General features: G+C 69.7%; 19 protein-coding genes and 1 pseudogene. 7 read left to right on the top strand and 13 right to left on the bottom strand.

Features of this window, described 5'->3' with window-relative positions; translation table 11 throughout:
- Window positions 1-33: 33 nt before the first annotated feature.
- The 5 genes from ACWD35_RS35645 to ACWD35_RS35625 all read right to left on the bottom strand — a co-directional run bounded on the left by ACWD35_RS35645 (window position 34) and on the right by ACWD35_RS35625 (window position 4,727).
- Entirely contained in the window at window positions 34-942 is a 909-nt protein-coding gene (locus tag ACWD35_RS35645) for an SCO1860 family LAETG-anchored protein (RefSeq protein ID WP_451355501.1), read from the bottom strand.
- A 184-nt stretch (window positions 943-1,126) separates the two neighbouring features.
- Entirely contained in the window at window positions 1,127-2,218 is a 1,092-nt protein-coding gene (locus ACWD35_RS35640) for an amidohydrolase family protein (RefSeq protein WP_451355500.1), read from the bottom strand.
- A gap of 42 nt (window positions 2,219-2,260) precedes the next feature.
- Window positions 2,261-3,055, bottom strand: a complete 795-nt coding sequence (locus tag ACWD35_RS35635; RefSeq protein WP_451355499.1) for an amino acid ABC transporter ATP-binding protein — start codon at window positions 3,053-3,055, stop codon at window positions 2,261-2,263.
- Window positions 3,052-3,885 carry an amino acid ABC transporter permease gene (locus tag ACWD35_RS35630; protein ID WP_451355498.1) on the bottom strand — a complete coding sequence of 278 codons (834 nt, stop codon included), beginning with the start codon at window positions 3,883-3,885 and terminating at the stop codon, window positions 3,052-3,054. Before ACWD35_RS35630 ends, ACWD35_RS35635 begins: the two co-directional genes overlap by 4 nt.
- Window positions 3,882-4,727 (bottom strand): basic amino acid ABC transporter substrate-binding protein, encoded by an 846-nt coding sequence (locus ACWD35_RS35625; RefSeq protein ID WP_451355497.1) that lies wholly within the window; start codon window positions 4,725-4,727, stop codon window positions 3,882-3,884. Before ACWD35_RS35625 ends, ACWD35_RS35630 begins: the two co-directional genes overlap by 4 nt.
- A 173-nt stretch (window positions 4,728-4,900) precedes the next feature.
- Here ACWD35_RS35625 and ACWD35_RS35620 point away from each other — a divergent pair.
- The 5 genes and pseudogenes from ACWD35_RS35620 (at window position 4,901) to thpD (ending at window position 9,424) form a co-directional block, all read left to right on the top strand.
- Window positions 4,901-6,003: pseudogene (locus ACWD35_RS35620) on the top strand (pyridoxal-phosphate-dependent aminotransferase family protein).
- 252 nt (window positions 6,004-6,255) lie between these two features.
- Window positions 6,256-6,774, top strand: coding sequence for a diaminobutyrate acetyltransferase (ectA, locus tag ACWD35_RS35615; protein WP_451355496.1), 519 nt, complete (start codon window positions 6,256-6,258; stop codon window positions 6,772-6,774).
- A 13-nt stretch (window positions 6,775-6,787) separates the two neighbouring features.
- Window positions 6,788-8,059 (top strand): diaminobutyrate--2-oxoglutarate transaminase, encoded by a 1,272-nt coding sequence (gene ectB, locus ACWD35_RS35610; RefSeq protein WP_451355495.1) that lies wholly within the window; start codon window positions 6,788-6,790, stop codon window positions 8,057-8,059.
- A 66-nt stretch (window positions 8,060-8,125) separates the two neighbouring features.
- On the top strand, window positions 8,126-8,530 hold the full coding sequence (locus ACWD35_RS35605) for an ectoine synthase (protein ID WP_451355494.1): 405 nt from the start codon (window positions 8,126-8,128) through the stop codon (window positions 8,528-8,530).
- Window positions 8,531-8,536: 6 nt separating this feature from the next.
- On the top strand, window positions 8,537-9,424 hold the full coding sequence (gene thpD, locus ACWD35_RS35600) for an ectoine hydroxylase (protein ID WP_451355493.1): 888 nt from the start codon (window positions 8,537-8,539) through the stop codon (window positions 9,422-9,424).
- A 75-nt stretch (window positions 9,425-9,499) separates the two neighbouring features.
- Here thpD and ACWD35_RS35595 read toward each other — a convergent pair whose 3' ends face one another.
- The 4 genes from ACWD35_RS35595 to ACWD35_RS35580 all read right to left on the bottom strand — a co-directional run bounded on the left by ACWD35_RS35595 (window position 9,500) and on the right by ACWD35_RS35580 (window position 13,609).
- A complete protein-coding gene (locus ACWD35_RS35595) occupies window positions 9,500-10,606 on the bottom strand; it encodes an aminotransferase class V-fold PLP-dependent enzyme (protein WP_451355492.1) in 1,107 nt (368 codons plus the stop codon).
- A gap of 61 nt (window positions 10,607-10,667) precedes the next feature.
- Complete coding sequence (locus ACWD35_RS35590; protein WP_451355491.1) at window positions 10,668-11,393, bottom strand: DsbA family oxidoreductase; 726 nt, start codon at window positions 11,391-11,393, stop codon at window positions 10,668-10,670.
- A gap of 75 nt (window positions 11,394-11,468) precedes the next feature.
- Window positions 11,469-11,972 carry an N-acetyltransferase family protein gene (locus ACWD35_RS35585; RefSeq protein WP_451355490.1) on the bottom strand — a complete coding sequence of 168 codons (504 nt, stop codon included), beginning with the start codon at window positions 11,970-11,972 and terminating at the stop codon, window positions 11,469-11,471.
- A gap of 107 nt (window positions 11,973-12,079) precedes the next feature.
- The gene (locus tag ACWD35_RS35580) at window positions 12,080-13,609 is read right to left on the bottom strand and encodes an aldehyde dehydrogenase (NADP(+)) (RefSeq protein WP_451355489.1); all 1,530 of its coding nucleotides are present in this window, start codon (window positions 13,607-13,609) and stop codon (window positions 12,080-12,082) included.
- Between the two features lie 132 nt (window positions 13,610-13,741).
- Between ACWD35_RS35580 and ACWD35_RS35575 the strand changes: the two genes are divergently transcribed.
- Window positions 13,742-14,512 (top strand): IclR family transcriptional regulator, encoded by a 771-nt coding sequence (locus ACWD35_RS35575; protein ID WP_451355488.1) that lies wholly within the window; start codon window positions 13,742-13,744, stop codon window positions 14,510-14,512.
- Between the two features lie 80 nt (window positions 14,513-14,592).
- Window positions 14,593-16,044, top strand: a complete 1,452-nt coding sequence (locus tag ACWD35_RS35570; protein WP_451355487.1) for a peptidoglycan D,D-transpeptidase FtsI family protein — start codon at window positions 14,593-14,595, stop codon at window positions 16,042-16,044.
- 45 nt (window positions 16,045-16,089) lie between these two features.
- On the opposite strand, the gene ACWD35_RS35565 is transcribed toward ACWD35_RS35570, so the two are convergent.
- The 4 genes from ACWD35_RS35565 to ACWD35_RS35550 all read right to left on the bottom strand — a co-directional run bounded on the left by ACWD35_RS35565 (window position 16,090) and on the right by ACWD35_RS35550 (window position 20,158).
- Complete coding sequence (locus ACWD35_RS35565; protein ID WP_451355486.1) at window positions 16,090-17,541, bottom strand: NCS2 family permease; 1,452 nt, start codon at window positions 17,539-17,541, stop codon at window positions 16,090-16,092.
- Window positions 17,542-17,761: 220 nt separating this feature from the next.
- Window positions 17,762-18,559 (bottom strand): HAD family acid phosphatase, encoded by a 798-nt coding sequence (locus tag ACWD35_RS35560; RefSeq protein WP_451355485.1) that lies wholly within the window; start codon window positions 18,557-18,559, stop codon window positions 17,762-17,764.
- A 202-nt stretch (window positions 18,560-18,761) separates the two neighbouring features.
- Window positions 18,762-19,514, bottom strand: a complete 753-nt coding sequence (locus tag ACWD35_RS35555) for an MBL fold metallo-hydrolase (RefSeq protein ID WP_451355484.1) — start codon at window positions 19,512-19,514, stop codon at window positions 18,762-18,764.
- A 113-nt stretch (window positions 19,515-19,627) separates the two neighbouring features.
- Window positions 19,628-20,158, bottom strand: coding sequence for a hypothetical protein (locus ACWD35_RS35550; protein ID WP_451355483.1), 531 nt, complete (start codon window positions 20,156-20,158; stop codon window positions 19,628-19,630).
- Between the last annotated feature and the right edge of the window lie 345 nt (window positions 20,159-20,503).

Here is a 20,503-nt window from a genome sequence, read left to right as displayed (position 1 = left end):
CCGCCAGTCCCGTCGGCCCCGCCAGGGGTTCCGTCAGCCCTTCTTGCGGCGGGCCAGGGTCGCCACTCCCCCGCCCACCAGCAGCAGCACCAGCGAGCCGCCCGCGAGGTACGGCGTCGCCGAGCTGCCGCCGGTCTCCGCGAGGTCGGCCTGGGCGGGCGCGCCCTGCGGGCGGACGTCGGCCGCCGGGTCATGGCTCGGCACAGGATGCCCGGTAGGTGGGGCCACCGGTGTCTTGCAGGTCGCCTTGGCCAGGGTGACCGTGCCCTCCACGTCGGCCACGTTCAGCTTCAACGGGTTGACGGAGACCTTGAGTTCGAGGGCGGTGGCCGCTGCCGTGAAGGTCGTGGTGCGGCGCTGGGCGAGGTCGAGGCGGACCTCGCCGACGCCGGGCACCTTCACCTCGGTCGGTCCGCCGGCGGTCAGCGTGATGCGCTTGCCGAGGACGGTGACGGCGCCGAGGACGTTCGCGGAGGCGACGGGCCGCTTGCCGACCTCGCAGGTCGCGCGGGCGGTGACCGCGTCGGCCTCGATGAGGGACAGCAGGGGCAGGCCGGGGACGTGCAGCTTGGCGTGGACGAGGCGGACCGAGCCCTCGGCGCGCTTGTGCGTCACCGTGGCCTTGGCGCTGGCGACGTCCGCGCCGAGCACGGTGAACGGCTTGCCCCCGTTCACGCCGTCGAGCCGGGCCGACAGCACGGTCTTGTCGGCGCTCTGCGGTGCGTGGACCTCGTTGAGGGAGACCGCGAGCGGGACGTCGACGGTCTTGTCGAGCAGGGACACGTCGAGCCCGGTGCGCAGGACGACGGCGGAGGCGCGGCCGTGGTCCGCGGTCGCGTGCGCGGCGCCCGCGCCCAGGACCGCGGGACCGGCGGCCAGAGCGGTGACCGTCGCGACGGTGGCGAGACGGCGTGCGGGCATGCGGAAGTTGTTGCTGTTCAAGGTGTGGGACCCCCCAGACGGGACATGCTTGGGACCCGTCAACTCTTGCGCACGGAGGGTGAACGGTCAGCGATCCTGGGTTACTTCACTCGATAGTGGAGTTTCCGCACACTTCTTCGAATCATCGGGCACACGCGTTCCCTTGCGCGGCTTCCCCCACTCGGCTCCCCCCACTCGGCTCCCCCTACTCGATCACCATCCCGTTGAGCACCACCCGGCGCGGAGCCGCCAGCACCCGTACGTCCTCCCGCGGATCGCCCTCGTACACCACGAGGTCGGCCGGGGCGCCCTCCTCCAGGCCGGGGCGGCCCAGCCAGGCGCGGGCACCCCAGCTCGTCGCGGACAGCGCGTCGACCGGCGGGATGCCCGCGGTGACCAGTTCGGCGACCTCGGCCGCGACGAGGCCGTGGGCCAGCGAGCCGCCCGCGTCCGTGCCGACGTACACCGGGATCCCGGCGTCGTAGGCGCCGCGCACGGTGTCGTAGCGCCGCTCGTGCAGCCGCCGCATGTGCGCCGACCAGCGCGGGAAACGGGTCTCGCCGCCGTCCGCGAGCCGCGGGAAGGTGGCGATGTTGACGAGGGTCGGGACGATCGCGACCCCGCGCTCGGCGAAGAGGGGGATCAGGTCCTCGGTGAGGCCGGTCGCGTGCTCGACGCAGTCGATGCCCGCCTCGACCAGGTCGCGCAGGGAGTCGGTCGCGAAGCAGTGCGCGGTGACGCGGGCGCCGAGCCGGTGGGCCTCGGTGATCCCCGCCTCGACCGCCTCGCGGGGCCAGCAGGCGGAGAGGTCGCCGAGGTCGCGGTCGATCCAGTCGCCGACCAGCTTGACCCAGCCGTCGCCGCGCCGGGCCTCCTGGGCGACGTACGCGACGAGTTCGTCCGGCTCGATCTCCCAGGCGTAGTTGCGGATGTAGCGGCGGGTGCGGGCGATGTGCCGGCCGGCCCGGACGATCTTCGGGAGGTCCTCGCGGTCGTCGACCCAGCGGGTGTCGGAGGGCGAGCCCGCGTCCCGGATGAGCAGGGTGCCGGCGTCCCGGTCGGTGAGGGCCTGCTTCTCGGCGGTGTCCGCGTCCACGGGGCCGTGCGCGTCGAGGCCCACGTGGCAGTGCGCGTCGACCAGGCCGGGCAGCGCCCAGCCCTCGACGGTCCGGACGTCACGGGCCCCGGCGGGGCGGTCGTAGGAGACGCGCCCCCCGACCACCCACAGCTCGTCACGGACGTCCTCGGGCCCCACCAGGACCCGGCCCTTCACGTGCAGTACCGCGTGATCGCTCATGTACCGCACCTTAATGAGCTACCGCTCGGTCCTGATAGTGAGCTAGGACTCGGTCTTCCCCACCTGGTCCGGGGTCTCCTCCTCCACCTCCGCCATCGCCGGGTCGAGGAGTCGGGAGAGGAAGTGGCGGGTGCGCTCGTGGCTCGGGTTGCCGATGACCTGCTCGGGGCTGCCGTCCTCGACGATCACGCCACCGTCCATGAAGACGACCCGGTCGGCGACCTCGCGGGCGAAGGTCATCTCGTGGGTGACGACCATCATCGTCATGCCCTCGTTCGCGAGCATGCGCATCACCGCGAGGACGTCCCCGACGAGTTCGGGGTCGAGCGCGGAGGTCGGCTCGTCGAAGAGCATCACCTCGGGGCCCATGGCGAGGGCGCGGGCGATGGCCACGCGCTGCTGCTGGCCGCCGGAGAGGGAGGAGGGGTAGGCCTCCGCCTTCTCGGAGAGGCCGACCCGGGCCAGGTTCTCGGCGGCGATCTTCGCGGCGGTCGCCTTGTCCCGCCCGAGGACCCGGCGCTGCGGCAGCGTGAGGTTCTCGGTGACGCTCAGGTGCGGGAAGAGGTTGAACTGCTGGAAGACCATGCCGATACGGCGGCGGACGGCGTCGATGTCGACGTCCGGGTCGGTGACCTCGGTGCCGCCGACGAAGACCTGGCCCTCGGTGGGCTCCTCCAGCAGGTTGACACAGCGCAGCAGCGTCGACTTGCCGGAGCCGGAGGGGCCGATGACGCAGACGACCTCGCCCTGGTTGATCTCCAGGTCGATGCCCTTGAGCACCTGGTTGTCGCCGAAGGACTTGTGCAGGTCCTGGACACGGATCTCGGGGCGGGTCACTTGATCTCCTTCGTGGCCTTGGCCTCCAGACGGCGGGCGACGAAGCCGAGCGGGATGGTGACCAGCAGGTAGCACAGGCCCGCGACCAGGATCGGCGTGGAGTTGGCGGTCGTACTGGCCAGGTCGCGGCCGAACTTGGACAGTTCGCGCTCCTCCAGGGTCACACCGAGCAGCAGCACCAGGGAGGAGTCCTTGAAGAGCATGATCAGCTCGTTGGTGAGCGGCGGGAGGATGATCCGGAACGCCTGCGGGATGATGATGGAGATCATGGCCTTCACGGGCGAGAAGCCCAGCGAACGGGCCGCCTCCATCTGCCCCTTGGGCACCGCCTGGATGCCGGCGCGGAACGTCTCCGCCATGTAGGCGGCACCGATGAGTCCGAGGCCGAGGGCGGCCTTGCCGTAGGTGCCGCCGGGGATCTCCGTGCCCGGGAAGGCCAGCGGGACGGCCACCGCGATGAAGACGAAGACCAGCAGGGCGGGCAGGCCGCGGAAGATCTCGATGTAGATGCCGGCCAGCCAGCGGTACGGGCCCACGGTGGACAGCCGCATCAGCGCGATGACCAGGCCGAGCGCCATTCCGAGGACGAAGCCGGACACCGTGAACAGGACGGTGTTCTTCAGCGCCAGCGTGATGACGTCCGGCCACATCTGCTTGGCGATGCCGCCCTGGGCGAACTGGTTCCGCAGCCGGCCCCAGTCCGCCGTGACCGCGAGGGCAATCACGGCGGCGACGAAGACGACGTACTGGATGCCGCGCGACAGCCGACGCTTCTGGCGTCGCGTCAGCCCCTTCTTCTTCGGCTGGAGTTGTACGTCCGTATCGGTCATGAGGCGGCGGGAGAGGCCACGGAGGCGCTGTACGGGCCGATCCACTGCTCGTAGAGCTTCTTGTAGGTGCCGTCGGCCTTGGCGTCCTTCAGGGCCTTGTTGATGGCCTCGCGCAGCGCCGTGTTGCCCTTCTTGACCGTGAAGCCGTACTGCTCACCGGTCTTGAGGTTGTCGACGACCTTGAACTTGTCCGCGTTGGCCTTGTCCTTCAGCCAGCCCTGGACGACCGGGTAGTCGATGACGACGGCCTGGACCTGACCGGTGCGCAGGCCGTTGAGGACGGCGTCGGAGGACTCGAAGGAGACCGGGTCGTAGCCCTTGCCCTTGACGTAGTCCTCGCCGGTGGTCTGTGCCTGGGCGCCGAGCTTCTTGCCCTTGGCCTTGACGTCCGCCAGCGAGTTGATGCCGCTGCTCTTGTCGACCAGGACGGCCTGGGTGGCCTCGAAGTACGGGTCGGAGAAGTCGACGTTCTTCTTGCGCTCGGGCGTGATCGTCATGCCGGCGGCGGCGAGGTCGCACTGGCCGGAGTTCAGGAAGGCGCCGGTCTTGAAGTTCTCGAACGGCGTGTCGACGATCTCCTGCTTGACGCCGAGGTTCTTGGCGACGAGGTCGATGAGGGAGACGTCGAAGCCCTGCACCTTGCCGTTGATCTCCGACTGGAACGGCGGGTACGGCAGGTGGGTGCAGGTGGTCAGCTGGCCGCCCTTGACCAGGTGAACGCCCTTGACGGTGGTCTTGCCGCCCCCGTTGTCCGAGGAGCAGCCGGCCACGACGAGCGCGAGCGCGGCGGTCGCGGTGGTGGCGGCCAGTAGGCGGGTCCGGCGCCCGAACAGCGTGTGCATGAGCTTCTCCTCCAGGTGAACTACTGGTTCCGATTATAAGGATGTGTTTGAGTACCTCAAATCAAACCCATGGTCATGGAGGCCTTGGACCTAGGATCGATGGAGTCGACTCCCGCGAGCGAAGATCGACTGCCGCGAACAGAGAACGAAAAGAACGAAGAGAGAGCACCGCCGTGACGCACCCCCTCCTCGACCTGCCCCCGTTGAGCGCCGAGCGCTTCGCCGCCATCGAGGACCGGTGGCCCGGCTGCTGGAGACCCGGCAGGACGTCGTGATCACGCAGGGCGAGGCGCTGCTGCCGCTGGAGGGGGCGATCCGCGCGGCGGCCGGCCCGGGCACCGTGGCCCTGAACGTGATCACGGGCCCGTACGGGCAGACCTTCGGCAACTGGCTCCGCGGCTGCGGCGCCACGGTGCACGACCTCGCCGTCCCCTTCCACACGGCGGTGACGGCCGCGCAGATCCGGGAGGCGTTCGCCGAGCACCCGGAGATCGACTTCGTGTCGCTCGTGCACGCGGAGGCGGCGACGGGCAACACCAATCCGGTCGCCGAGATCGGTGAGGTGGTGCGGGAGCACGGCGCGCTGTTCTATCTGGACGCGGTGGCCTCCGTCGGGGCGGAGCCGGTGCTGCCGGACGCGTGGGGCGTGGACCTGTGCGTGATCGGAGCACAGAAGGCGATGGGCGGCCCGGCGGGCGTCTCGGCGATCTCAGTGAGCGAGCGGGCGTGGACCCGGATGGCGGCGAACCCGAACGCCCCGCGCCGCTCCTACCTCTCCCTCCTCGACTGGAAGGAGCGCTGGATCGACGGGGGCCGCAAGGCCCTGCTGCACGCTCCGGCCCAGCTGGAGATGCTGGCGTTGGAGGCGTGCCTGGAGCGGATCGAGGCGGCGGGCCCGGCCACGGTCATGAACCGCCACCGCAGTGCATCGCTGGCCACGCGGGCCGGCGCCGTGGCCCTGGGCGGCGGCCTGGAGCCGTACGTCCACGAGGCGGCGGACGCGGCCCCGGTGGCCACGACCCTCCGGGTCCCGCCGGCCGTGGCGGCCTCGGAGCTGGTGGCTCAGGCCCTGGCCCACGACCCGGCCCTCCCCCTGTCCGCCGGTGGCGGCGCCCTGTCCAAGGAGATGATCCGCGTCAACCACTACGGCCCCGACGCGGCCCCGGAAGCCGTGGAGCGCTCCCTGGCGGCTCTGGGAACGGCTCTGGCCGACCGGGGCCTGACCGTGGACCTTGAGGCGGCCCGGCGAACCGTGCGTGAAATCACCGAGGCCTGAATTCAAATAGGCTTCACAATTACCATCGATTCATCAATTCACCGACGACAGCTTCCCGTATCCTTCTGCCCGCTTTTTTCGAGGCTAAACCGGGGAGTTTTCCGGCGAATTTCCGGGCTGTGACACACTCCACAACGGTGGGCTTTTGTCCCGATATTTGGTAGGGCAATGCGGACATTCCGCATTGCCCTACTGTCATGCCGATCGCCACGCCCGTGCATTTCTGAATTTGCCTCGCTAAATTCGTGCCGCATGACTGCCGCACCCGCAGACCTGCTCATCGACCGACCGGAGGTGTCCGACGGAGCCGCGCTCTGGCGGATCGCCAAGGACTCGAAAACCCTCGACCTGAACTCCTCGTACAGCTATCTGCTGTGGTGCCGGGACTTCGCCGGCACCTCGGCGGTGGCGCGCGGGGCGGACGGGGAGCCGGTCGGTTTCGTCACCGGGTACGTGCGGCCTGACCGACCCCGCACCCTGCTCGTCTGGCAGGTGGCCGTGGACTCCGCCCAGCGAGGCCGCGGTGTCGCCGCCGCGCTGCTGGACGGGCTGACCGCCCGGCTCGCCGCCGAGCACGGCATCACCGACGTGGAGACCACCATCACGCCCGGCAACACGGCCTCCGAGCGGCTGTTCACCTCGTACGCCGCCCGGCACGGGGCGCAGCTCACCCGCGAGGTGCTGTTCCCCGCCGCCCTGTTCCCGGACGGCTTGCACGACCCCGAAGTCCTGTATCGCATCGGCCCGTTGACCCCCCATACCTCGCACTGAGGAGCGATTCACCGTGACCATCACCCAGCCCGACCTCAGCGTCTTCGAGACCCTCGAGTCCGAGGTGCGCAGCTACTGCCGCGGCTGGCCCACCGTGTTCGACCGTGCGCAGGGCAGCCGGATGTTCGACGAGGACGGCCATGCGTACCTCGACTTCTTCGCCGGGGCCGGCTCACTCAACTACGGCCACAACAACCCCGTACTCAAACGGGCGTTGATCGACTATCTGTCCCGGGACGGCGTCACCCACGGCCTGGACATGTCGACCACGGCCAAGCGGACCTTCCTGCAGACCTTCCAGGACCTGGTGCTGCGCCCGCGCGACCTGCCGTACAAGGTCATGTTCCCGGGGCCGACCGGCACCAACGCCGTCGAGTCGGCGCTGAAGCTGGCCCGGAAGGTGAAGGGGCGCGAGGCGATCGTGTCGTTCACCAACGCCTTCCACGGCATGTCCCTCGGTTCCCTGGCCGTGACCGGCAACGCCTTCAAGCGGGCCGGGGCCGGCGTCCCGCTGGTGCACGGCACACCCATGCCGTTCGACAACTACTTCGACGGCACGGTCCCGGACTTCCTGTGGTTCGAGCGGCTGCTGGAGGACCAGGGCTCCGGCCTCAACAAGCCCGCCGCGGTCATCGTGGAGACCGTGCAGGGCGAGGGCGGCATCAACGTGGCCCGGCCCGAGTGGCTGCGCGCTCTGAAGGAGCTGTGCGAGCGGCAGGACATGCTGCTGATCGTCGACGACATCCAGATGGGCTGCGGCCGTACGGGCGCCTTCTTCTCATTCGAGGAGGCGGGCATCACGCCCGACATCGTCACCGTGTCCAAGTCGATCAGCGGCTACGGGCTGCCGATGTCGCTGTGCCTGTTCAAGCCGGAGCTGGACCTCTGGGAGCCGGGCGAGCACAACGGCACCTTCCGCGGCAACAATCCCGCGTTCGTCACGGCGACCGCCGCCCTGGAGACGTACTGGACCGACGGCTCCGCCATGGAGAAGCAGACCCGCGCCCGCGGCGAGCAGGTCGAGCAGGGGCTGATCTCCATCACCGAGGAGAACCTCGCCGACGTGAAGGAGTACCGCGGACGCGGGCTCGTGTGGGGCCTGGAGTTCCACGAGAAGGAGCGGGCCTCGCGCATCGCCCGGCGGGCCTTCGAACTCGGGCTGCTCATCGAGACGTCCGGCCCGGAGGGCGAGGTCGTCAAGCTGCTGCCCGCACTGACCATCACCGCCGACGAGCTGGACGAGGGGCTGAGCGTCCTCGCCCGCGCCGTCCGCGAAACCGTCTGACCGCGACCGTCTGACCGCGACCGTCCGACCCAGACCGTCAGACCGACCAGGAGAGAGCACAGCACCGTGATCGTCCGATCGTTCAAGGACATCGAAGGAACCGACCGGCACGTCAGGGCCAAGTCCGGCACCTGGGAGAGCAAGCGGATCGTCCTCGCCAAGGAGCGGGTCGGCTTCTCCCTGCACGAGACCGTCCTGTACGCCGGCACCGAGACGTCGATGTGGTACGCCAACCACATCGAGGCCGTGGTCTGCGTCGAGGGCGAGGCCGAACTCACCGACCACGAGACCGGGCAGACGCACACGATCACGCCCGGCACCATGTACCTCCTCGACGGGCACGAGCGGCACACGCTGCGCGTCAAGGAGGACTTCCGCTGCATCTGCGTGTTCAACCCGCCGGTCACCGGGCGGGAGGACCACGACGAGAACGGCGTCTATCCCCTGCTCACCGAGCCCGAGGAGGTGTGACATCCCATGACCACCGTCAGCGATCTCTACCCCACCCGCGGCACCACCGAGGTCACCGTGCCCCGGCAGGACCCGGTCTTCTGGGGCTCCCCGGACACACCGGGCCCGATCCCGGCCGCCGATCTCCAGGCGTACGACCGTGACGGCTTCCTCGCCATCGACCAGCTGATCACCCCCGACGAGGTCGAGGTCTACCGGCAGGAGCTGGACCGGCTGGTCGCCGACCCGGCGATCCGCGCCGACGCGCGCTCGATCGTCGAGTCGAAGTCGAAGGAGATCCGCTCCGTCTTCGAAGTGCACCGGATCAGCAAGGTGTTCGCGAACCTGGTGCGCGACGAGCGGGTGGTCGGCCGCGCCCGGCAGATCCTCGGCTCGGACGTGTACGTCCACCAGTCCCGGATCAACGTCAAGCCGGGCTTCGGCGCGAGCGGCTTCTACTGGCACTCGGACTTCGAGACCTGGCACGCCGAGGACGGCCTGCCGAACATGCGCACGGTGTCCGTCTCGATCGCGCTGACCGAGAACTACGACACCAACGGCGGGCTCATGATCATGCCGGGCTCGCACCGGACGTTCCTGGGCTGCGCCGGGGCCACGCCCGAGGACAACTACAAGAAGTCGCTCCAGATGCAGGACGCGGGCACCCCGTCCGACGAGGCGCTGACCTCGCTGGCGAGCGAGTACGGCATCCGGCTGTTCACCGGCCGCGCCGGCTCGGCGACCTGGTTCGACTGCAACTGCATGCACGGCTCCGGCGACAACATCACGCCGTTCCCGCGCAGCAACGTCTTCATCGTGTTCAACAGCGTGGAGAACAAGGCCGTGGAGCCGTTCGCGGCACCGGTGCGCAGGCCGGAGTTCATCGGCGCCAGGGACTTCACCCCGGTGAGGTAGCCGCCGTACAACTCCCCCCGAACCCCGGGCCGGGGCCTCCTCGTGTGGGACGGGAGGCTCCGGCCCGGGCTCGTCTCAGCCCGACAGCACGTCCAGCAGACGGTCCACGTCCGCAGGGGTGTTGTAGAGGTGGAAGGACGCGCGCAGGTTGCCCGCGCGGTTGGACACCTCGATGCCGGCGCGGCTCAACTCCCCCTGACGATCGCCCAGTCCGGGCACCGACACGATCGCCGAACCGGGGGCCGGCAGGGCTTCGTGGCCGAGCGTGGCGAGTCCCGCGCGGAAGCGGTCGGCGAGGGCCAGGTCGTGGGCGTGCACGGCATCCACGCCGAGCTGCTCGATCAGGGCGAGGGAGTGGCGCAGCCCGGCGAAGGTGAAGAGGGCGGGGCTCACGTCGAACCGCCGGGCGGAGTGGGCGAGTTCCTGGACCGGGCCGTAGCAGCTGTCCCACGGCTGCTCCGCCGAGACCCAGCCCGCCAGCAGCGGTGTCAGCTCGCCAAGGTCCTCCGGCACGACGAGGAAGGCCGCCCCGTGCGGGCCGAGCAGCCACTTGAAGGTGGTGGAGACGGTGAAGTCGTACGCGTCGGCGGCCATCGGCAGCCAGCCGGCGGCCTGCGAGAAGTCGACGTAGGTGCGCGCCCCGTGCGCGCGGGCCGCCTCGCGCAGTGCGGGCAGGTCCGCGACCCGGCCGTCGGCGGACTGAGCGGCGCTCACCGCGACGAGCGCGGTGCCCGGGCGGACGGACTCGGCGATCCGCTCCAGCGGCACGGCGCGCACCTTGAGGTCGCCGCGGATGTGGAAGGGGTTCACCACGGAGGTGAAGTCGTCCTCGGCGGTGAGGACTTCGGCGCCGGTGGGCAGGGCCGCGGCGATCAGCCCGGTCTGGGCGGCGACCGAGGCGCCCGCCGCCACACGTGCGACCGGGACGCCGGCCAGCCGGGCGTAGGCCGCCCGGGCGACCTCGACGTCCTCGAACAGCGGGTCCAGCGGCCTGCCCTCGGCCCGGATCGCCACGGCCTCCTGAAGGGCGGCCACGGTACGCGCCGGGAGCAGGCCGCTGCTCGCAGTGTTCAGATACGTGTTCTTCGGGGTGAACTCGGCGCGGACGAGGCTGTCGAACGTCTCCGTGATCTCCGTGGTCTCCATGAGTCCACTCTGCGGCCCGCGGAACTCCCCGTCCATTGCGAATTTTTACGCGGATCCGCTTAGCGCGGCTTATATATCGGCCGCGACCTGCGGTTTCTCACTGCTGCGGAACGGCGCACCCGTCCGGCCCGCAGGCGTCGCCCCGGTCGCCGTCTCCCTGGTCGACGAGCTTGAGCGGGGAGCGCTCGCCCCACGCCTGGGTCAGCGCCCGGGTGAAGACCTCGGCGGGCTGGGCACCGGAGACGCCGTAGGTGCGGTCGAGGACGAAGAAGGGCACGCCGGTGGCACCGAGCTGGGCGGCCTCGCTCTCGTCGGCGCGGACCTCGTCGGCGTACCGGGACGGGTCGGCGAGCACCGCGCGGACGGCCTCGGCGTCGAGACCGGCCTCGGCGGCCAGCTCCACCAGCCGCTCGTCGCCCTCGCTGAAGACCGACCGCTCCTCGGCGAAGTTGGCCCGGTACAGGATCTGGATCAGCTCGTCCTGCCTGCCGTGCTCCTTGGCGAAGTGCAGCAGGCGGTGCATGTCGAAGGTGTTGCCGTGGTCACGGTCCCGGGTGCGGTAGTCCAGGCCCTCGGCGGCGGCCTGGGCGCCCAGGTTGTCCTCGCCGGCCTGGGCCTGCGCCTCGCTCATGCCGTACTTCCGGGTGAGCATGGTGAGCACCGGCTGCACATCGCCCTTGGCGCGGCCCGGGTCCAGCTCGAAGGAGCGGTGCACCACCTCGACCTCGTCGCGGTGCGGGAACGCGGCCAGCGCCTTCTCGAAGCGGGCCTTGCCCACGTAGCACCAGGGGCAGGCGATGTCGCTCCAGATCTCGACGCGCATGTCTTCGGCTCTCTCCAGGTCGTACGGGCACGGAGGCTCTCTCCGCCCAGTACGTGAACGTTCAATCAGCCACGTTCATTCCCCAGGCACGGAGAAGCGCAGGAAGAGGTGGTGGTCGCCCTCGGCCGGCGGGTTCTCCGGGTCGGGGATCCAGCCCTGGCGGGCGTAGAAGGCCTGGGCTCGGGCGTTGTCCGTATGGACGTCGAGTACGGCCGTCCGCTTGCCGTCGACCTGCCACTCCTCCACACAGGCCGCGTGCAGGGCCGTACCGATGCCGGCGCGCCAGTGGCCGGGGTCGACGTGGAACTGGAACAGCTTGACCGTTTCCACCGGTGCGCCGTCCGGGGTACGGAAGCAGGCGATGCCGACGATCCGGCCCTGCTCCACGGCGCACAGCACATGTGCCTCGGGGCGCTCGATGGAACCGCGCCAGGCCTCGACCCAGTCGAAGTCGGCCGGCGGGAGCCCGTCCGGGTAGTAGGTCGAGCGCGCCCGGACATGCAGATCGGCGATGACCTCGGCTTCGGCGGGCAGGGCCGTGCGGATCACCAGGGCACCGGTCACGCGTTCACTGATCATGCAGGGAAGGACGAGCGGGCCTGGGCCGCGGTTCCGTCCGGGAAGTACTCCGGGCAGAACCGCGGCCCAGGCCCGTTCGCCGACGCGCCTCTCTTCATGAGCCTGCGCTACCGCTCCAGAACCCCGTCGAACCGCCGGGGAAGCCCGAGGGGGTTGTCGTCGCGCAGTTCCTTCGGCAGCAGGGCCTCGGGGGCGTTCTGGTAGGCGACCGGCCGCAGCCACCGCTCGATGGCCGTACCGCCCACGGAGGTCGAGGTGGAGGTGGTCGCCGGGTACGGCCCGCCGTGGTGCTGGGCGGGGGCCACCGCCACGCCCGTCGGCCAGCCGTTGACGAGCACGCGGCCGGCGAGCGGGGTGAGTTCGGCGAGGATCTCCGCGCCCCGGCCCGCGCCGGCCGCCTCCTCCCGCGACAGCTGCACCGTCGCGGTGAGGTTGCCGGGCAGGCGGGACAGGACGGCGGCGGCCTCGGTGTCGTCCTCGTAGCGGGCCACCACCGTGACCGGCCCGAAGCACTCCTCCAGGAGCACGTCGTACGCGCCTCCCTCGGCCAGCCTGCTCGCCGGCACCGTGAGGAACCCGGCGCTGACCGTGTGCGCGCCGCCGGCGCCCGGGGTGACCGGGGACTCGACGTCGGGCAGTGCGCCGCGCTCGGCCACGCCCGAGAGGAAGTCGTCCCGCATGCGGTGGTCGAGCAGCACCCCGGCCTCGGTGTCGCTGACGGCGTCGGTGAGGGCCTTGACCAGGCCGTCGCCCGCCGCGCCGGCCGGCACCAGGACCAGGCCGGGCTTCACGCAGAACTGGCCGACACCGAGGGTCATGGACCCGGCGAGCCCGGCACCGATGGCCTCCGCACGCTCGGCCGCGGCGGCCTCGGTCACGATCACCGGGTTGAGCGAGCCCAGCTCGCCGTGGAACGGGATCGGCACCGGGCGCGCGGCGGCGGCGTCGAAGAGGGCCCGGCCGCCGCGGACCGAACCGGTGAAGCCGGCGGCGGCGGTCTTCGGGTGCCGGATCAGCTCGACGCCCGCCCCGAAGCCGTGGACGAGGCCGACGACGCCCGCGGGGATGCCGTGCTCGGCGGCGGCCCGGCGCAGCACCTTGGCGACCAGCTCGGACAGGGCCGGGTGGTCGGGGTGGGCCTTGACGACGACCGGGCAGCCCGCGGCCAGCGCGCTCGCGGTGTCGCCGCCGGCGACGGAGAAGGCGAAGGGGAAGTTGGAGGCGGAGTAGACGGCGACGACGCCGAGCGGGACCTTGTAGCGGCGCAGGTCCGGGATGGGCAGGGTGGCGGTGTCGTCGGGGTGGTTGATGACGACGTCGAGAAAGGCGCCCTCGTCGACGATGCCGGCGAAGGCCCGCAACTGATAGGTGGTGCGGGCCAGTTCACCGGTCAGCCGGACCGGGCCGAGGGCGGTCTCGGCGTCGGCGGCCTCGACCAGCTGGTCCCGGGCCGCGACCAGGCCCGCGGCGGCCGAGCGCAGGAAGGCGGCGCGGACCGTGCGGTCGGCGAGGGCGCCGCGCGCGGCGTGGGCCGCCTCGACGGCCTCGTCCACCTCCTGGGCTGTGGCCTCGACCGCAACCTGTTCGCGCTGCTTCCCGGTGCGCGGGTCGACACTCCAGACTGGTGCAGCTGCCACCGCGGGTCCCTCCAGTCAAGGCCGCATTGCCCAGGTCGGCCAGAGACAGTGTTCGATATGCTGAACACTGTCTCTGATGATGAATACGCTGCTCGGAGACTATTTCCCGGCGTTTGAAGGGGTCAAGGGGCGATGACGGCAGGCGAGACAGGCGGGGCGCAGGTCAAGTCCGCGGTGCGGACCGTCGAGTTGCTCGAGTACTTCGCCGGCAAGCCCGGGATGCACTCCCTCGCGGCCGTCCAGGAGGCCGTCGGCTACCCGAAGTCCAGCCTCTACATGCTGCTGCGCACGCTCGTGGAACTGGGCTGGGTGGAGACGGACGCGACGGGCACCCGGTACGGCATCGGGGTGCGTGCGCTGCTGGTCGGCACGTCGTACATCGACGGCGACGAGGTGGTGGCGGCGGCCCGCCCGACGCTGGACCGCCTGTCGGACGACACCACGGAGACCATCCACCTGGCCCGCCTCGACGGTACGAACGTCGTCTACCTCGCCACCCGCCAGTCCCAGCACTATCTGCGTCCCTTCGCCCGGATCGGCCGCCGGCTGCCCGCGCACTCCACCTCCCTCGGCAAGGCGATCCTCGCCACGTACACCGACGAGCAGGTGCGCAAGCTGCTGCCTCAGACCCTGCCCGCGCTCACCGAGCACACCATCACCGACCGGGAGAAGCTCATCGAGGAGCTGCACCAGGTCCGGGAGCAGGGCTTCGCGGTCGACCGGGAGGAGAACACGCTGGGCCTGCGCTGCTTCGGCGTCGCGATCCCCTACCGCACCCCGGCCCGCGACGCGATCAGCTGCTCGGTCCCGGTGGCCCGGCTGACCCCGACCCACGAACAGATGATCAAGGACACCCTGTTCGACGCCCGGGACCGGCTGGCCCTGGCGACGCGGCGGCTCTAGGAGCTGGTTCCTGAACGCGCGATGAGAAATCCGGGCGTACGGGAACGATCCTGCCCGTCCCGGTCGTCTTCACGGGCGGGATGAACAAGACGATCAGGCGGGCGTCCGTCTTCGCGCTGCTGCTCGTGCTCGCTCTGCTGGTCAGGGCGACCTGGGTGCAGTTCTACGACGGCAAGGCCCTCGCGGAAGACAACAAGAACCGGCGCAACGCGATCGAGACGTACTCGCGGCCGCTGGGGAACATCATCGTGGCCGGAGACGCGATCACCGGCTCCGCTCGGACGAAGGGGGGCGACCTCGCGTACAAGCGCACCTACAAGGACGGCGAGCTGTACGCGGCGGTGACGGGCTACGCCTCGCAGGCGTACGCCCCGACCCAGCTGGAGGGCATCTACAAGGACGTGCTCAACGGGACGGACAGCCGGCTGAAGACGGTGATGGACACCCTCACCGGCAAGCGGGCCGACCCGGGCGACGTGGTGACGACGATCGACCCGGCCGTACAGAAGGCGGCGTACGCCGCGCTGGGCGGCAACAAGGGCGCGGCCGTCGCGATCGACCCGAAGACCGGCCGGATCCTCGCGGTGGTGTCGACCCCGTCGTACGACCCCACGCCGCTCACCGACGCCAACACGGCCGGCTCCGCCTGGAAGAGCCTCAACGCGGACAAGGACAAGCCGCTCACCAACCGCGCGCTGCGCCAGCCGCTGCCGCCGGGCTCGACGTTCAAGCTGGTCGTGGCGGCAGCCGCGCTGGAGGACGGCCGCTACAAGAACGTGGACGACCCGACCGACAGCCCGGACCCGTACACCCCGCCGGGCACCACACGGCCGCTGGTGAACGAGAACAAGTCGGCTCCCTGCAAGAACGCCTCGATCCGGGTCGCCCTCCAGTACTCCTGCAACAACGTCTTCGGCAAGCTGGCCGTCGACCTCGGCCAGGACAAGGTCCGGGACATGGCCGAGAAGTTCGGCTTCAACGACGACAAGCAGGACGTCCCGGTGCGCGCCTACGCCAGCGTGTACCCGTCGGACATGGACAAGCCGCAGACCGCGCTGTCCGGCATCGGCCAGTTCGACGTGACCGCGACCCCGCTCCAGATGGCCATGGTGTCGGCGACCATAGCCAACGGCGGCAAGCTGGTCTCGCCGCATATGGTGTCGCAGCTCACCGATGGTGGCGGTGATGTGCTGAAGAACTACGACGACGCCGACACCTCGCAGATCGTCAGCTCCTCCACCGCCGAGCAGTTGCAGTCGGCGATGGAGACGGTGGTGAAGGACGGCACCGGTACGAACGCGCTGATCGACGGGGTGACCGTCGGCGGCAAGACCGGTACCGCCCAGCACGGCGAGAACAACAGCAAGACGCCGTACGCCTGGTTCACGTCCTACGGCAAGTCCGACTCCAGCGGCAAGGAGGTCGCCGTCGCCGTGATGGTGGAGCAGTCGGATGCGGCCCGTTCGGAGGTCAGCGGCAACGGGCTGGCGGCGCCGGTGGCGAAGGCGATGATGAAGGCGGCGCTGAAGTAAGCGCCGGGAGGGGGCGGTTCGCGGCAGCGGCTGCCCCCTCGGACCTCACTTGACCCCGAGGATCTGCTCCACCGGATCGATCGCGAAGTACACCAGGAACAGCGCCGAGACGCCCCACAGCAGCCAGTTGACCTCCTTCGCCTTGCCCAGGACCGTCTTGATGACGACGTAGGCCAGGAAGCCCGCGCCGATGCCGTCGGTGATGGAGTAGGTGAACGGCATGGCGGCGATGGTGAGGAACGCCGGGACGGCGATCTCGTAGTTGTCCCAGTCGATGTGCTTGACGTGGGTCATCATCAGGAAGCCCACCGCGATCAGCGCGGGCGCCGCCGCCTGGAGCGGGACGATGGTGAGCAGCGGGGTGAGGAAGAGCGCCAGGCCGAACATTCCGCCGGTGACCAGGTTGGCGAAGCCGGTGCGGGCGCCCTCGCCGACGCCGGCCGCGGACTCGATGTAGGCGGTGTTGGAGGAGGCGGAGCCGAGCCCGCCGGCCACGGCGGCGGCACCGTCGATGAACAGGACGCGGCCGATGCCCGGCACCTGCCCCCGCTCGTCCAGCAGCCCGGCCTCGGCGCTGATGCCGACGATGGTGCCCATGGCGTCGAAGAAGTCCGACAGGATCAGGGTGAAGACGAGCAGGACGGTGGTGAGCACGCCGGCCTTCGCGAAGCCGCCGAACAGGTTGAAGTGACCGATGAGCCCGAAGTCCGGGGCGGCGACGAGCTTGTCCGGGACCTTCGGGGTGGTCAGGCCCCAGCTCTTGATGTCCGCGACGGCATTGATGACGATCGCGACCACCGTCATGGTCACGATGCTGATGAGGATCGCGCCCTTCACCTTGCGGGCGAGCAGCGCGACGGTCAGCAGCACGCCGAGGCAGAACACGAGCACGGGCCAGCCGGTGAGACGGCCGACGGCTCCGAGCTGCACGGGCACGGTGGTGTGCGCGGCGTCCGGGATGCGGCTGACGAAGCCCGCGTCGACGAAGCCGATGAAGGCGATGAACAGGCCGATGCCGACGCCGATGGCCTGCTTCAGCTGATGCGGGATCGCGTCCATGATGGCCCGCCGCAGTCCGGTGAGCACCAGCACGCAGATGACGATGCCTTCGAGGACGACCAGGCCCATCGCGTCGGACCAGGTCATCAGCGGGGCGAGCTGGAAGGCGACGACGGCGTTGAGGCCGAGTCCGGCGGCGATGGCGAGCGGCAGGTTGCCGCCGATGCCCATGGCGACGGTCATCACGCAGGCCACCAGCGCGGTGGCGGTGGCGAGTTGGCCGGTGTCGAGGGAGTGGCCGTACTTGTCCTTGGCGCTGCCCAGGATGATCGGATTCAGGACAAGGATGTAGGCCATCGTGAAGAACGTGGCGAAGCCGCCGCGTATCTCCCGGCCGAAGCCGGATCCCCGTGCGGAGATTCTGAAGTACCGGTCGAGTCCGTTGCGGGCAGGTGGCAGGGCGCCCGGCCGCTGGTCCACCTTCTGCGTCTGGGACATGGCCAACTCCTCATTGCCAGTTGAACAGTGTGCGGATGCTGGCTGGATTGTTCCCTCACAGAACCCGTTTCAGGTTTTCACCGTGTTACGGAATGTGGTTCGAATCCCCGTACACCGTTCGACTACCCGTACAGACCGCTGTGAGGAGAGACCCGTGGGCACAGCCGTCAACGCCACCGTGGGCGGCGCGAAGCCGCCCACGGCTGACTGACCGAGCGCGTCAGGACACGAAGTACGTCGGGTTCGGCAGCTTGTAGGTGCGGCCGGTGTAACCACCGTCGAGGTCCGAGTACTGGTCGCCGAAGTCGGCGATGATCGTGTACCCGAGGTCGTCCTCGATGTGCTCGCGGGTGCCCGACTTGTACTGGACCGTCGTGCAGGTCCAGTTGCCCGGGGTGGCGCAGTCGCTCAGGTAGGCCGGCGGGTTGGCCTTGTCCTTGAGGAACATGTGGTCGGTGTCGAGGTTCACGTCGACACCGATCTTCTTCAGGTTCGCGACGGCGGCGGCGCGCTGGGACTCGCCGAGCCCGGAGTTGTAGAAGACCTCGACGCCCTTGGACTCGGCGTACTGCACCAGCTCGGGGCTGCCGAAGACGGCCGGGCGGTCGGCGCGGTTCACGTAGTCGGCCCAGGTGGTGGGGTTGAACGTGTAGTTGTAGCGCTTCTCGTAGTCGAGGCTGAGCAGCAGCGTGTCGTCGATGTCGAAGACGACGGCGGGCTTCTCGCCCCAGCGCTGGGCCTTGCGGGCCGCCTTGTCGATGTAGCGCTTGGCGTCCGCGTCGATGTCCGCCAGGTCCTGGGCGTACTGGCTGTCCGAAGAGGCCTGGTAGACACCGTTGGCGTCGGCGTGGGTGCCGTAGTAGGCGTCGATGTCCTTGACCAGCTGGCCGATGTTGTACGGCTCCTGCGTCGAGTTGGCCGTCGACTGGTCGGCCGTGGCCGCGCCGGCGCCGTACAGGGCGCCGGCGGCGAGGGCGCAGGCGGCGGTGACGGCCGCGATGCGAAGTGATTTATGCATGACAGGTTTTCTACGCGCGTCACCATGGGTAGCGCGAGACTCGTTGCCCGATCGATATCAAGCCATGGGTTTCGCGGGGTCCGAACGGGCCTCGCACACCTGCCTGTTGCCGACAGTTCACCGTCACGCCGGTGTTCGTACTGCCCGTGGTCAGGAGCATGATACAGGGCAGGGAGCCGCCGTCCGACGGGGGGTTGCCCGCTCAGAAGGTCCGGACGTCACCCTCGACGGCGGCGAAGGTGGGCCGGTCGGAGTACTCGGCGGCGCGGGCGGTGGCCTCCTCGCGGGTGAGGCCGGGCCCCACATGGGTGACGAGCAGTTCGCGCACATGCGCCTCCCGGGCCACCCGCCCCGCGTCCTCCGGGGTCAGATGCACCTGTTCGCCTCCGTGATGCGCGTCGATGTCCGCCTCGCACAGGAACAGGTCGGCGCGGGTGGCGAGTTGGGTGAGGGCGGGGCAGGGCCCGCTGTCTCCCGAGTACGCGAGCACACTGCCCTGGCACTCGGCGCGCAGCCCGTACGCCTCGGTGCCGTGGGCGACGGCGCGGGTGGTCAGCCGGAGGTTCCAGTGCCGGACGTCGTGGCCGTCGTAGAGAGGCCGGAATTCGAGGACCTCTTTGAGGAAGTCGACGTCCGCCCGCCCGAAGAAGCCGCCCAGCCGCAGGGCGCAGTCCTGCGGGGCGTACACGGGGACGGGGGCGGCCGGGGTCATCCCGCCGTACGCGAAGGCGTAGGCGGCGGAGAGCAGGTCGGCGCTGTGGTCGGCGTGCAGATGGGAGATCCAGATCGCGGTGAGCCGGGCGGGGTTCGTGTACCGCTGCAACGCGGCGAACGATCCCGGCCCCGCGTCCACCCACACCTCGGCACCGCCGCCGGAGACCAGGTACCCGGAGCAGGGACGGTCCGGGCCCGGGTGCGGGGAGGCGGTACCGAGGACAGTGAGCGTGATGGGCATGGGGGGAGAGTACGACGCCGCGCGGGGGACGGTGCTCGGTTTCCCCGCGACAGGGTGGATGACGACGCCCGCCCTCTTCCTGTCGAGAGGGCGGGGCGGCATCCGATGCTCCGTCAGTACCAGATCTGGTACTGGTTCTTGTTGTACGGGTCGCACGGCGTGGTGTACATGTTCCCGCTGCCGTTGCCGTCCAGGCACGCGCCGGTTTCGCGGTTCACCAGGTGGAAGCCGTTGCCGACCCACACTTCCTTCCACTGCTCGTAGTAGTTGACGGGTCCGCTGCAGTTCTCCAGGTACGCCGCGCCGGTGTTGGAGTCCTTGGGAGCCCAGTAGGCGGTGAGACAGACGTTGGTGCCGTGGACCTTCTCCGCCCAGAACTCGCCGGTCTGGTCCTCCAGGCCCCCTTGGACATCATCCCATGTGTCTCCCTGGGAGCCGTCGTTGGTGTTCACGCACCAGTAGTTGTTACTGAGCTGGTAGCCGTGGTCAGCGCTCCCGTTCCAGAGAAGGCAGTGACCAGTGCCCCTCGAGTTCCAGGTGATCTTGTACCCGTCGGCGTACGCGCTGCCCGTGGTGGCGAGCGCCAGCGCCGGTACGGCGGCAGCCACGACACCGGCCTTGGCGAGCTTGGACTTCAGGCTCATTTTCGTTTCCCCCTGCTACATCTATGCTTGACAAGTGGTGGAGATCGCCGACCGCGGTAAGCTCTCGGAATTCTCAAGTCACGGCACCGGCAGGCCGGTTCCGTCCGCGGACATCGCTGAATCTATGGCGAGGGCGGAAATGGCGAAGGGAAGTCCTGCACAGCGAGTGGCTTCGTGCGGTGCCGAAGTGCACAGTGATCCCCGCTTCAAGTCCTCGGGGGAGAGAAATGCGTGTGGGGGTATTGCCGGACATTGAGGCTTTTCCAACCTGCTGCGTCAGCTTGGCAGTTGGGCTGACGAACTGGTGAAGCCCCTGGTAGATGGGTTGTTCGACCAAGAAGAACC

It is taken from the genome of Streptomyces sp. NPDC002671, assembly GCF_053592475.1.
The sequence above is the reverse complement of the archived record's forward strand: the minus strand, read 5'-3'. Positions and strand labels throughout refer to the sequence as shown.

Bases quoted from the DNA above. Each gene is read 5' to 3' on its own strand.
- ACWD35_RS35640 (WP_451355500.1), bottom strand. From the start codon at position 2,218: ATGAGCGATCACGCGGTACTGCACGTGAAGGGCCGGGTCCTGGTGGGG.
- ACWD35_RS35630 (WP_451355498.1), bottom strand. From the start codon at position 3,885: ATGACCGATACGGACGTACAACTCCAGCCGAAGAAGAAGGGGCTGACG.
- ACWD35_RS35625 (WP_451355497.1), bottom strand. From the start codon at position 4,727: ATGCACACGCTGTTCGGGCGCCGGACCCGCCTACTGGCCGCCACCACC.
- ectA (WP_451355496.1), top strand. From the start codon at position 6,256: ATGACTGCCGCACCCGCAGACCTGCTCATCGACCGACCGGAGGTGTCC.
- thpD (WP_451355493.1), top strand. From the start codon at position 8,537: ATGACCACCGTCAGCGATCTCTACCCCACCCGCGGCACCACCGAGGTC.
- ACWD35_RS35595 (WP_451355492.1), bottom strand. From the start codon at position 10,606: ATGGACGGGGAGTTCCGCGGGCCGCAGAGTGGACTCATGGAGACCACG.
- ACWD35_RS35590 (WP_451355491.1), bottom strand. From the start codon at position 11,393: ATGCGCGTCGAGATCTGGAGCGACATCGCCTGCCCCTGGTGCTACGTG.
- ACWD35_RS35585 (WP_451355490.1), bottom strand. From the start codon at position 11,972: ATGATCAGTGAACGCGTGACCGGTGCCCTGGTGATCCGCACGGCCCTG.
- ACWD35_RS35575 (WP_451355488.1), top strand. From the start codon at position 13,742: ATGACGGCAGGCGAGACAGGCGGGGCGCAGGTCAAGTCCGCGGTGCGG.
- ACWD35_RS35570 (WP_451355487.1), top strand. From the start codon at position 14,593: ATGAACAAGACGATCAGGCGGGCGTCCGTCTTCGCGCTGCTGCTCGTG.
- ACWD35_RS35565 (WP_451355486.1), bottom strand. From the start codon at position 17,541: ATGTCCCAGACGCAGAAGGTGGACCAGCGGCCGGGCGCCCTGCCACCT.
- ACWD35_RS35560 (WP_451355485.1), bottom strand. From the start codon at position 18,559: ATGCATAAATCACTTCGCATCGCGGCCGTCACCGCCGCCTGCGCCCTC.
- ACWD35_RS35555 (WP_451355484.1), bottom strand. From the start codon at position 19,514: ATGCCCATCACGCTCACTGTCCTCGGTACCGCCTCCCCGCACCCGGGC.
- ACWD35_RS35550 (WP_451355483.1), bottom strand. From the start codon at position 20,158: ATGAGCCTGAAGTCCAAGCTCGCCAAGGCCGGTGTCGTGGCTGCCGCC.